This is a genomic window from Bradyrhizobium sp. CCBAU 11386 (assembly GCF_028128955.1).
Lineage (GTDB): Bacteria > Pseudomonadota > Alphaproteobacteria > Rhizobiales > Xanthobacteraceae > Bradyrhizobium.
The window spans coordinates 42,942-55,329 of the sequence record NZ_LBKA01000257.1 but is presented as its reverse complement, the minus strand read 5'-3'; the positions used below and the strand labels follow the sequence as shown (position 1 = coordinate 55,329).

Annotated in this window: 10 protein-coding genes; 6 read left to right on the top strand and 4 right to left on the bottom strand. The window is 62.5% G+C overall.

Going from position 1 to position 12,388, the window contains the following annotated elements; all coding sequences use genetic code 11:
* Window positions 1-19 precede the first annotated feature (19 nt).
* The 3 genes from XI09_RS38385 to XI09_RS38375 form a co-directional block, all read right to left on the bottom strand.
* Entirely contained in the window at window positions 20-1,159 is a 1,140-nt protein-coding gene (locus XI09_RS38385; RefSeq protein ID WP_271571544.1) for a TRAP transporter substrate-binding protein, read from the bottom strand.
* Window positions 1,160-1,522: 363 nt separating this feature from the next.
* Window positions 1,523-2,152: a SapC family protein gene (locus XI09_RS38380; protein WP_271571543.1), complete on the bottom strand. Its 630-nt coding sequence runs from the start codon at window positions 2,150-2,152 to the stop codon at window positions 1,523-1,525.
* Between the two features lie 170 nt (window positions 2,153-2,322).
* Complete coding sequence (locus XI09_RS38375; protein ID WP_271571542.1) at window positions 2,323-3,630, bottom strand: hypothetical protein; 1,308 nt, start codon at window positions 3,628-3,630, stop codon at window positions 2,323-2,325.
* A 458-nt stretch (window positions 3,631-4,088) separates the two neighbouring features.
* Between XI09_RS38375 and XI09_RS38370 the strand changes: the two genes are divergently transcribed.
* The 6 genes from XI09_RS38370 (at window position 4,089) to XI09_RS38345 (ending at window position 11,860) form a co-directional block, all read left to right on the top strand.
* A complete protein-coding gene (locus XI09_RS38370; protein WP_271571541.1) occupies window positions 4,089-7,130 on the top strand; it encodes a patatin-like phospholipase family protein in 3,042 nt (1,013 codons plus the stop codon).
* Between the two features lie 4 nt (window positions 7,131-7,134).
* Window positions 7,135-8,010, top strand: coding sequence for a hypothetical protein (locus tag XI09_RS38365; RefSeq protein WP_271571540.1), 876 nt, complete (start codon window positions 7,135-7,137; stop codon window positions 8,008-8,010).
* 53 nt (window positions 8,011-8,063) lie between these two features.
* Window positions 8,064-8,687: a hypothetical protein gene (locus XI09_RS38360; protein WP_271571539.1), complete on the top strand. Its 624-nt coding sequence runs from the start codon at window positions 8,064-8,066 to the stop codon at window positions 8,685-8,687.
* A gap of 493 nt (window positions 8,688-9,180) precedes the next feature.
* On the top strand, window positions 9,181-9,849 hold the full coding sequence (locus XI09_RS38355; RefSeq protein WP_271571538.1) for an FABP family protein: 669 nt from the start codon (window positions 9,181-9,183) through the stop codon (window positions 9,847-9,849).
* 19 nt (window positions 9,850-9,868) lie between these two features.
* Complete coding sequence (locus XI09_RS38350; RefSeq protein WP_271571537.1) at window positions 9,869-10,579, top strand: RibD family protein; 711 nt, start codon at window positions 9,869-9,871, stop codon at window positions 10,577-10,579.
* A 9-nt stretch (window positions 10,580-10,588) separates the two neighbouring features.
* Window positions 10,589-11,860, top strand: a complete 1,272-nt coding sequence (locus XI09_RS38345; protein ID WP_271571536.1) for a flavin monoamine oxidase family protein — start codon at window positions 10,589-10,591, stop codon at window positions 11,858-11,860.
* Between the two features lie 82 nt (window positions 11,861-11,942).
* Here XI09_RS38345 and XI09_RS38340 read toward each other — a convergent pair whose 3' ends face one another.
* On the bottom strand, window positions 11,943-12,263 hold the full coding sequence (locus XI09_RS38340) for a hypothetical protein (RefSeq protein WP_271571535.1): 321 nt from the start codon (window positions 12,261-12,263) through the stop codon (window positions 11,943-11,945).
* Between the last annotated feature and the right edge of the window lie 125 nt (window positions 12,264-12,388).

Here is a 12,388-nt window from a genome sequence, read left to right as displayed (position 1 = left end):
TTGCCGATTCAATATGCCGTCAGGTCTTCTTCGCGGTTCCTTTTGGCCCGAAGTAGTAATCGAACGCCATCTTGCGGTTGACGACGGTGTCCTGTTCCCATTGCGTCGCCCGCCTGGCAAACGCGATCTGCGATTCGACGATTTCCTTGAACAGCGGATTTTCCGCCGATTTCTTCTTGACGATTTCGTCGTAAATCTCGAGCTCAGCCTTGAGGATGGAGTCCGGCGTCTTGTAGAACTTCACCTTGTCCTTGGTCTGCAGCTCGATGTAGTCCTGCGAATAACGGTCGATCGCCTTCCATTGCATCTCTTGCGAGGCGGCGCTGACCGCATTGGCAATGATCGCCTTCATCTTGTCCGGCAGCGCGTCGTACTTGGACTTATTGAAGGTGATTTCGAGCTGCTCGGCGTTCTGGTGATAGCTCTGCAGCATGCAGACCTTGGAGACGTCCGCGAAGCCAAGCAGGCGGTCCGACGAGGCGTTGTTGAACTCGGCCGCGTCGAGCAGGCCGCGGTCCATCGCCGACACGATTTCGCCGCCCGGCAGCGCGTTGACCGCGGCGCCCATGGCGGTGAACATGTCGATGGAGATGCCGACGGTGCGGTATTTGAGGCCCTTGAGATCGTCGACGCTGGCGACCGGTTTCTTGAACCACCCGAGCGGCTGCGTCGCCATCGGTCCGTACGGGAACGACACGACGTTCAGGCCGACCGATGCATACAGTTTGGCGAGAAGCTCCTTGCCGCCGCCCCACCTGTGCCAGGCGAGCAGCATGTTGGCGTCCATGGCGTAGCCCGGACCCGAGCCCCACAACGCCAGCGCGTTCTGCTTGCCATAGTGGTAGACCAGCACGCCGTGGCCGCCGTCGAGCGTGCCCTTCGACACGGCATCGATCAGCCCGAACGCGGGCACCACGGCGCCGGCGGGAAGCACCTCGATCTTGAGGTCGCCGCCGGTCATGTCGTTGACCGTCTTGGCGTAGTCGAGTGCGTATTCGTGGAAGATATCCTTCGACGGCCAAGTGCTCTGAAAGCGCATACTAATTGGGCCCTGCGCGCTAACGATCGTCGGCGCGGCTACCGTCGCGGCGGCCCCCGCAGCCGCAATCTTGAGAAAGCGGCGGCGGCTGGAAGTATTCCCCTTGTTTGACTTGGTCATGGTTTCCTCCTCCCGTTGGAATGGCGATCCCTGGCGGATCAGCCCCTTTTTTATTGGGAGAAGTCAAAGACTTGCGCAGGGGATTGGCAAGGAATGTTCAGGATGATGCGACGCTACGACGCGGGTTGCGGCAATGCTGCGCCGCACGTCGGAAGCGCAGATCATCGGAATTTTGAAAGAGCATGAGGCCGACGTTTCGGTCGCCGATGTGCCGCAAGCATGGCGTCAGCGACGCCAGCATCTACAAATGAAAAGCGAAGATCGGCCTGCGCGCCTACTCCTCGACCTGGCCAATAAGAGCCAGGAGCCGGTTTGTGGTCAGCGGTACGGGCGCGGATGTGACGCTGTTACTGCCGGCGGCGATCAATGCACGGAGGCTGCGGATGCTCCGGCGTTTTCCGGCTCGGTATCCTCCGACAACGGCGAGTCAATGAGCCTATCTCTCACGCCTTTGAAATTTCGCATCGAATACAAATGCAAATACAATAGTTCCAGTTCATCGGTTTTCGCCAATGAGGCCAGCGCGTCGCCCCCGAGTGCGCGCAACTTCTTGCGTGGGACGGCCATGAAGCCGCCGAGTGTCAGCGTCTCTCCCTTTGGCGTCGTCACTTGCGCCCGCATCGGCTCGAGCAATCCCAACTCCTTCAGGCGCCTGCCAAACCGGCGCGTGCGCTCAAAATGGATTTGGTATTCCTTCAAGAACTTCAACACCTTTTCGGTGTAAGGCGAAGGCTTGCCGTCGTCATTGAACAAGCGCTGACCGCGGCCTTCGCTATTCAAGCCGGGATGGGACTCCTCGACGCACAGCGTCACGATCTTTCGTTCGTTGGTAGCCGAGAACACAAACGGGTAGCGGCCGATAAAGGCCGGTATGTAGTTCGCTTGCCATCTGGAATCCTCCGACAGGAAAAGGTTCTGATCCGGTCGGACGCCGAGCACTGCTGCCGGCAAGACCGGCACTTGGGGAGCGCTGCGGCGGCTACGGTCTGACATAAACACTCTCATACGAACCCGTATAATCCTCCTTCCAACCCCGCCGATCGACGAGAAACCGCCTCAACTGCTCATGCGACCGTATCCAGAGAACCGCATCGATACGATATTTTTCAATGACCGAGTCCCACGCAGCCTCATCAATCTCTTTCCGAACCAGCTTGAAATAATCACGCAACAAGTCGTCGGGATAGGCGGTCGCCGCCCGACCGTCGACGAATACGTGTACCCTGCCGCGGGTGTGGAAAATCAAAAGTCCGCCGACGTTCCAGTGGTTCAGAAGCCGCGCATGCGAGAGGTGTGCGTTGAGATAGTTGGCGTCCTGCTCCGAAAGCATCTGCGGCAGCTCGAGAGCCAGCACCGACTGCAAGAAGATCAGCGGCAGCGCCAACGCGCCGATGAGGCCGGCAAGCAGCAGCGATTTTCTGAACCTGGAGTTTTGGCAGTTGTTTGAGAAGGAGTTGATCGATGTGGAGAGCCAGTGGAAGCGCTGAGAAAATAAAGAAGAAGGACATGTATCTGAACTGATGAAGCCCCAGCAGCAGGAAGAGCCAAGCGAGCAGCCGCGATTGCAGGGGAATGGGGCTCTGCCTTCCGCAGGACAGTTCGAGCGCAACAAATGTTGCCATGTAGATCATGCCGGGGATGCTTCCCGGTATCTCCAGGTTGTGGGAGTAGGGTAACCACTCACCGATATTGGCCTGCACGAAGTGACCCATCGTAGCCGTCACGCCGTCATAGACGTGCCAGCCAAGAGGATTGACGAGCACTGCGGCAGCGCAGCCAATTCCCGCAAGACCATATCTCTTGAAATCCGGCCAATCCTGCTTGAGCAGCGAGACGCCGCAGAACACGCCCATGATAAGAAAGCCGATCAAGAAACCGCCGTGCAGATTGACCCAAATGACCATCATCGCCGGCAACAACAGCAGCCATCTCGCTCCCTCGATGCACACTCTGTAGAAGATCACGCAAAACAGCATCGTCGAGATGTTCGGCGAAGCGGCGAGATACATGTTGGGGGCCGCCTCATAGGCGGGATACAGGAGGCACGCAGAGAAGACGGCGATGCAAGCGGCAATCGCCGAAGCTCCGCCGCGCAAGCAGGCGGATGCGAGGCACCCAACTATCATTCCGCCGCAAGCGACGACAAGCAGGACAAGACCACTCAAGCCCGCGTACTGCAGCAGGACACTGGCGATCACGTCCCAAAGCCAGGAAAGATTATACCAAGGCTTGTCTCCGAGGGTGAACGACCAGGGATCCTGAAGGGGAATACGCCCGCTCTCTCTAATCAAGTCCCCGGCGGCCAGGTGCCATCCCAGGTCATAATGGCCAAGCAGAAGCGGCGCGTTGGAAACGTAAAACACACAGGCAAAGGTTGTCAGGAACACATAGGTTCCGATGTTCGACCACGGCTTGACGGTATTGGGGCTGCCGTCTTGCCTGGAATCGCTCCAGGCAGTGCGCGCATCCATCGTTCAGCCCCTTACAATCGAAACGGACGGCCAAAGGTCCGCCATGCCTTTTGGACCTGCTGCTTCAAAAGCAGACATTCGTCGGTCTAGGGATGATAATCTAAGGTTGAGTAACAGAGATTGTAATTACTTATTGTTCTACCGAAGATAGCCGTTCCGCTTTCGCGTTGCGGCGGGGCCGGCCGGCGAGGACTTGAAGCCCTCCTCCGCAATCGGCCCCTGCAAGAGGCGGCCAGCTGGGCGCGGCGTTGGAAATTCCTGGGCCATCCCGATTGATCGTTGCTGTGGTGCATCGTCGCTGTTGCGTTTGCCGGGGGCGCGCATCATTAAAATTGTGCTGGCGCAGACAAAAACTTCATGCAATCTTAGCGGGATATTTCGGGTGATGTTTTCATTTCGGTGTAGAGCTCGCCGGACCTTCGATCCGGCGGAGGCTACGCCTGCAGGAACTTTTGGCCATGCTGAAGCCGGTCGCCGCGGACCCCGTCGAGCCCGTTGTCACGGATATTTTCGATAACGGTGATGTGCTCCTGGGCGAGTTGGACGCGATCGAGGAACGGCGTGCGCTGCTTGCAGATCCTGCGCGCGAGTCACGGCCCATCGCCAGACCGGCGCACAATCCGAGCGCTCCGCCGGAAGACAAACTGGAGAATTTCGCCACCAGGGCCGCAGACCTCGATCTGTCGGCGTTGTGTCTGTCGGGCGGCGGCATTCGCAGCGCTGCGTTCGCGCTCGGTGTGGTGCAGGGGCTCGCCGCGCGCAAGATCCTGAGGAGGTTCGACTACCTCTCGACGGTTTCCGGCGGTGGATACACCGGCGCCATGCTGACGGCTTGGGTGCAGCGTGCCGGTTACGACAGCGTCGAGAAGGACCTCATCGACGGTCCCAGGAGCGATGCGACCATCTCCCCGCTGCAGCACCTGCGCCGGTACAGCAGCTACCTGTCGCCGAGCGCCGGGCTGCTCTCGACCGACATGCTGGCGCTGGTTGCGCTCTATATCCGCAACCTGCTGCTGAACTGGTTTGTGCTGATTCCCATATTGCTGGCGGCGATCATCACGCTGAAATGGGTGACGCAATGGGCTTGGACGTTCCAGGCCGGCGGCGTGAAGGTGGCGCTGTTTGGCCTCCTGGCCGTGGCTCTTGCCGGCTCCTCGATGGTCGATTCCCTCCAGCAGCGTCCCGGCTGGGGCGACGAATCCTCCAGCCGTTCGCGCTTCCTTGCGCTCGAACTGCTACCGACGCTCCTCGCGGGGCTGCTGATCAGCGTTGCCGCGCTGAAGATCTATCAGCAGTCGGTGGATAGCACGCAGGTCGGAGGCGGTAGCCGACTGCTGACGTTTCTGACGGAACTCCAATGGTACGGGAACGTCGCGGTGGTCGCGGCCGGCACCTACTTCGTTGCCGCTGTCCTCGCCTTGTCCTTCTCACCGCCGCGCGACCGCGACAACGACGACAAATCGACGTCGGAGAACATACGCTCTGCGACGCTTCTCAAGGGGATATCGATCGTATTGGCGCTGACGGCCTCGGGCGCCGTCGTCGGCCTGCTGCTTGCCAGGATCATCGACGCCATCGGTGCCTCGCCGCCGGACACGATCTCGCCCGACACGGGGGTCTCGCCGCTCAGGGTGTTCCTGCTGATGTGCCTTGGACCGTCGGTGTTCATGGTCGCGGTGTTTCTCGCCGAACTGCTCTACTGCGCGCTGACCGGCCGCGTTTCCTGGGGCGACGCCGAGCGGGAGTGGCTCGGCCGGGCCGCGGGCTATCATGCGCGCGCGGCGGTGTTCTGGTCGCTGGCGCTTGCTGTGGTCTATCTCGGTTCGTACAGCGTCAATTATCTCTATAATTGGTCTATTCCCTCGCTCAGCGGCTTGCTTGCAAGCGGCGGGATCGCCGGCGTGGTCGCGAGCCTGGTCGGAAAATCGTCGTCGACCATGGCTGTCTTCAAGAAGGGCTACGCGACCCTTGCCAGCCGTTCGCTCAATTTCGTCCTCGCGGTCGCCGCGACCGTGTTCATCGTCGTCCTGACGAGCGTCCTTTCCGCGGCGGTCGACTGGCTCGTTCTGCCCGAGTTACCCGAGCGCAGGGCTCTCTGGTTCGACAAGAAATTCGATGTGCTGTGGCCGCTCGCCAAGGGGCTGTTCTGGACGGTGCTGGTCGGCGCAGTCGCGTCGCTGCTCGTCAATACCAACCGCTTTTCGCTTCACGGTGTCTATCGCAACCGACTGATCAGGACCTTCCTCGGCGCCTCCGCGGAGAAACGCAAACCCAATGCGTTCACCGATTTCGACGAGAAGGACAATCTCAATCTGAGCAGCCTCTGGCCCAACGCCGCGCCGGACAACAAGAAGAGAATTCCGCCGCAATATCTCGTGCAGAACATCGCGATGAATATCGTCGCGACGCGTGAGCTGGCATGGCAGGAACGCAAGGCGATGTCCTTCGTCGTGACGCCGTGGTGGTGCGGATGCGGTGATCAGAACCGCGAATCGCAGGTCTTGCGTGCCGATCTCACCGGAGCTTCGGGGTGCTACCGGCCTTCGCAGCATTACGGCAAGGGCATCAGCGTCGGAACCTCGATGGCGATCTCCGGCGCCGCCGCAAGCCCCAACATGGGCTATCACTCCTCGCCTGCCCTCAGCCTGCTGCTGACCTTCTTCAACGTCCGCCTCGGTGCCTGGCTCGGCAATCCCAACTCCGCCGGGAAACGCACCTGGCGGCATGCGGGTCCCATGATCGCCGGTTGGCCGATGATCCAGGAAGCGCTGGGTTTGACCGACGGGACGAGGGGCTACGTCTATCTTTCCGACGGCGGGCACTTCGACAATCTCGGCCTCTACGAGATGGTGCGTCGCCGCTGCCGGCTGATCATCATCAGCGATGCAGGATGCGATCCGGACTTCGGATTCGAGGATCTCGGCAATGCGTGCCGGAAAATCTCGATCGATCAGGACGTCGATATCGAATTCGAGGCGCTGAAGATGGTGTCCCGCAAGACGCCACCCGTCGAAGGGCCTTACTTTGCGGTCGCCAGGATCAAATACCGTGGTCACGGCGCCAAGGACGGCCTCCTTGTCTACATCAAGCCGAACTTCCAGGGCATCGAACCGATCTCGGTCCGCAGCTACGCCCTGAAGGCAACGGTGTTCCCGCACGAAAGCACGGCGGATCAATTCTTCGGCGAGTCGCAATTCGAAGCCTATCGCGCGCTTGGCCGCTTCGCGATCGACCATATCGATGGCGCCGCGGGCAAGCCCTATTCCGATGTCAACGCGTTCGTCACGGAGATCAGGGCGCACGCCGCCAAGGCGGCGGCGCCGGCGGCGGGACCGGCATCAGTAGCGCCACCGCCGCAACCGCCACCCCCGCCGCCGCCATCGCAGCCTCAGCCTCAGCTACAGCCGCAGCGACAGCCCCAGCCCCAAACAGCCGCGTCTGCCGCAGCGTCCGCGGCTGGTCCCGACGCCGACACCGTGACTGGCTCTCGAGGAGGATGATGTGATGCGCATGAAACTCTTCGTCGCGGCACTTCTCTTGCCGGTCTCCGCAGGGCCGATATTCGCGCAGACATTCGATGAGCAGGCGATTTGCGCCGCCATCAACAAGCCCGGGCTGTTCTACGCCCGCAGTCAGCCGCCATACCAGTACTCGCCGGTGAACGGCATGCCGCTCTCCTACGACCGGGATGCCCGCTTCGTCCTGATCACGACGCCGGTGCTGCCACGGCCGGGCCGCGACTACGAGGGCGTGTGGCACGTACGCACCCAGACGATTGCCGAACTGAGCAAGCGGGCGAACAAGGCCCATATCTACCGTCCGCCGGTCAAGACGCGCTGCTCCCGGGACGTGCTCCCGGCATTCGAGGGGGGCGACCGGCTCGTGACACTGACGGCGTATCTGGATCATCATTTGTCGGATCCCAATCACCCGCGCCAGAAGAACTACGATCTGACCCGGCGCTTTCACATGCCGGTCGAGGATGTGGCGGCACGTGATTGCGTCTGGACCGACGACGAGAGGGCTTACGACCTCAGGGACACATACAGCTTCTCGGATGTGAGCCGGCGCGACCTGGATTCGGGCTTTGAAGCCGCCATGACGATCGTCCCGCGCGCTTATGCCTCGTCCGTGAGTTACCAGGGTTTGAGCTCGGAGTTCGCCTATCGCGACACGCCGAATGGCGCCTGCGTCTCCTTTGCGTCGCCGATCCCGACCGGACCAGTGCCGCGCGGCGGCTGGTTCAGCAATGCCTATGACGACGCCATGCAGGCAGCCGCCGCCTGGAAGCCGAAGTCGACGCTGCTCGTCATCAAGCGGGTCGAGGGGCGGCGGGTCATTCCGGTGACGTCAAAGACGATCACTTGGGCCGACCGATGAACGCGGAAGCAGAACGCGCGGTCCCGATAGCGCCAAAGATTGGCTGGAAGCGCTTGTTCAAATGGCGCCTTCTGCCGATCAACAAGCTGCTCCAGATCAAATGGATGCAGCAGGTATTCCCAAAGCTGCTGTGGCTGGTCGTTCCGCTTCAATATTATCACGCGCGGCAGCTGCCGGCGGGTTTCAACATCGACAGCTATCTGCCGTCGGCAGCTCTTGTCGTCGTTCTGGTGGCGTCGATGGTCTGCGTCGCCGGCATCATCGCAATGCTGTACCCGCGCTCGAAATATTATTATGACGCCGCACGTTCCCTGATCTCGTCGATGCTGGGCACATGGGCCTTCGCGCTGGCACTGGTGTGCCTGTCGTTCGGGCTCACTCAATGGCGTGACTCGCGCCCCAGTGACGTCGTCGAGAATTTCCTGTGTCTGCCCGAGCCGGCTCCCTACATAAGGGCAGTCTGCGACTCGAAGTGGATGCACCCCCTGCTCATCTATTCCGTTTATGCGCTGACCGGCGCCGTGCTGCTGACCATGCTGATTCATGGCTGCGCTCGCATCAAGGCGGCGCGCAACGAAGATTTCCGCCCGCTCCAGGAGCCGAACCTTTTTGTCGTGGCCATCGTGGTCGCTGCTCTGATGACGTTCTTTCAGTGGTTGATCACCACGGGTGGCTGACGAGAGCGCGGAGCGGTGGCGCCGACGGATTTTAGGCCCTCTCGCCACAATGATGCACCGCGGATCGCGCCGACCGTCGCCTGGTCTCTCCTCCGATCGGACGAGGGTCCGGCCGCCAGCGCATCGACAATCAGCGCGTGATCGCCGGCACATATCAATCCAGCTGGCCAAGCTAGCTTGTCGTCAGGTGGCTCGCAGTGAGCCACCAGGCAAAGGACAAGACTCATGCGCAATTCACGTTCGAACCGGTCGCCGGTTTGATGGTCTGAAGATCGCCGAACCAGATGCACTGTCTTGGTCATCGCTGTTTTGCGAGGGTTTGCCCCGAGCCATCGAGACTGGGCGTCGTATTTTCCCCTCGCGAACTCCCTTCAAGCCCGACAATCGTCTGCGCGTGGCGCCTATGTCCATTCGCAATTGTGAGGCTTGAGCACGAGCCACGTTCCCGCCGCCGTGCTATTGCTGCTCCCCGCAACTTCCCGCGAGGACACCCATGCTTCCCCTTCCCGCCGACATCTTCACCGAGCCCGAGGACGTTTCGCCCGACAGTCTCGCCAATCTCGGCCCGCTCCGCCGTCTCGCCGGCACGTGGCTGGCGGACAAGGGGATCGACGTCAATCCGAAGGCGGAGGGGCCGGAGCGGCGGACCTTCATCGAGCGCGTTCGGATGGACCCGATTGATCCGCAGGCCAACGGGCCGCAGCTGTTCTACGGCCTGCGTTATCACATCCACATCAACACGCCCGAGGAGGACATCACCTTCCACGACCAGGTCGGCTACTGGCTGTGGGAGCCCGCGACCGGGCTGATCATGCAGACGCTGGCGATCCCGCGCGGGCAGGTGCTGCTCGCCTCCGGCAAGGCCGGGCCTGACGACAGGAAAATTTCCGTCACGGCCAAGCGTGGCGACACCGCTTACGGGATCTGCTCGACCGACTTCCTGGAACAGGCCTTCCGCACCGATGCTTACCGCTGCGACATCACCTTCAACGACGACGGAAGCTGGACCTATCTGATCCAGACCGAGTTGTTCGTGCGCGGCGCGCCGTTCAATCATCACGACACCAACACGCTGAAGCTCGTCGCGCCGCCAAAGCTCAATCCGCTCGCGGTGATCGTCAACGATCGCGCCAGGAGCGGCGGCAGCGGAACGGCGGCTTGAGCGCAGTCCGGAGATTTGCATGAAGCCGTATGTCATCTGTCTGATGCATTCCAGCCTGGACGGCCGCACGCACCCCAGCCGCTGGCGTCCGAAGGGCGCGGGCACGGACTGGTTCGAGAAGATCCATGACGAGCTCGGCGGCGATGCCTGGGTGATCGGCCGCGTCACCGGCTCGGAGTTCGCCAAGGGCAAGCCCTATCCCACCGGAACGGCCGAGACGTTTCCGCGAGAGCCGTGGTTTGCCCGGCGTGATGCAAGGACCTATGGCGTCGTGCTCGACGCGCAGGGCAAGATCGGCTGGGGCCGCTCCGACATCGGCGGCGATCCGATTGTGGTGGTGCTGACCGAGAGCGTGCCGGATTCACATCTTGCAGGCCTGCGCGGCGAGGGCGTGTCCTACATCTTTGCCGGCAGGTCGGAGATCGATCTCGCGCTGGCGCTGGATATCCTCAATCGCGAGCTTGGTGTGAAACGCCTGCTGGTCGAGGGCGGCGGCGTCGCCAATGGCGCGTTCCTGCGCGCCGGTCTCATCGACGAATTCAATCTGATCCTCAGCCCCGCGATCGATGGCGCCAAGGGCGCACCCTTCGTCTTCGACTCGACGGACCCAGACAGCGACAAGCGCGCCCCCATCACAGCGATGACGCTGGAGAGCACGCGCGAGCTTGGCGGCGGTGTCCTGCTGCTGCGGTACCTGATCAAGAACGATCCGCAGGGCCTCGTCAGGTAAAGCGCCGGCATGTCGGACAAATCCGAGCACATCGTCATCGTCGGCGCAGGCGCGGCTGGCCTGATGGCGGGGCGCGAGCTTGCGCGCGCCGGCAAGAGGGTGACGATCCTGGAAGCACGCGAACGCTGCGGCGGGCGCATCCACCCGCTGCCGGCGGCAGAGTTCGGCTACCCCGCCGACGGCGGCGCCGAATTCGTCCATGGCGAGGCACCGGTGACGCGCGCCCTGCTGGGCGAGGCGGGGCTGTTCCTTCAGGAGATCGAAGGCACGCTATGGAGTTTTGACGGCGCAAATTTCTCGCGCGAGGACCCTCACGATCCGCACGAGGCGGAGCTGCATGCCGTGCTCGGGGATTTGAAGGACGACCTCACCGTCGCCGATTTCCTGCGCCGTCATTTTGCCGGACCCGAGTATGATCGGCTGCGCTATTCGATCGAGCGGATGGTCGAGGGCTACGATGCCGCCGATCCCGAGCGCGCCTCCACGCTGGCGCTGCGCGAGGAATGGATGGACGGCGGGCTCCACAGGCAGGCGCGCATCAACGGCGGCTACGGCGCGCTGATCGATTTTCTCGCGGCCGGGTGCCGCAGGCATGGCGTGACGATCCGCCTTGGCTGCGTGGTGTCGGCGATCGAGGAGGAGGGCGGTGCGGTGGTCGTTCGCGGTGCCGGCGGCGACGTGCATCGCTGCGATCGCGCGATCCTCACCGTGCCGCTGCCGCTGCTGCGCGAGATCGCGCTTCCGGCAAGCGTGCGTGCGAAGGCGGCGGCTGCCGACGACATCGGCTTCGGCAACGTCGTCAAGATCCTGCTGCGGTTCGCGCGGCCGTGGTGGCGCGAGCGAAGGCCGGATCTTGCGGATATGACCTTCCTGCTGTCGGACCAGACCATCCCGGTGTGGTGGACGCGATATCCGGAGCAGCATCCCGTGCTCACCGGCTGGTTCGGGGGCCCGCGGACGGCGGAGCTGCAAGGCCTCGATCCGCAGGCGTTGATCGAGGCCGGGCTTGGTTCGCTCGCCACCATCTTCGGCCTGTCGCGCGACGACGTCGCGCGCGACCTCGTCGCGGCTGCGGCGACCAATTGGGGGCAGGATCCGTTCGCCCGCGGCGCCTATTCCTGGGCCACGCCGCGGACGCGCGCGGCGCAAATGATGCTCGCGCGCGCCGACGGAGCGGTGCTGTTCTCCGGCGAAGCGCTCTATCGCGGCCGCGACATGGGCACGGTCGAGGCGGCGCTGGCGAGCGGGCTGGAGACGGCCGGGACGATCTTGCGGGGGTAGTTGCCCGTCATGCCGGGACAAGCCCGGCCATGACGATCAGGGAACCATTAAGAAAAGGCCCGCATCTCTGCGGACCTTTCGCTTACCAGCGGCTGCCGCCGAAGCCGAAGGTCACGCCCGGACCGCCGCCGCCGTAATAGCCGTACGGCCCGCCGCCGTAATAACCGTGGTGCCGCGGGTAATAGCCGTAGCTCCGGTAGTGCGGACGATAGTAGCCGTGGTGGTGATGGCGCCAGTGATGATGGCGATAGCCATGATGGTGGTGCCGGTGCTGCGCGCTGATGTCGGTCGGCTGGCCTCCCTGCGCGCTCTGCTTCGCGCTTGTGGTGTTGGCCGCGTTCGCCGCCGATCCGCCGGCAAGCGCCGCAGCACCGACGACCATCGCGACAATGAGATACTTCATGTCATCACTCCAGTTGAATGTCGTGTGACAACACATGGGCGCTGGTTGCGTTCCGGCCAGTGCGGGCGTCGAAACGACGCAGCGCGCTGTCCGATTTCGTGCGGATGATCGCGTGTCGTGAGATT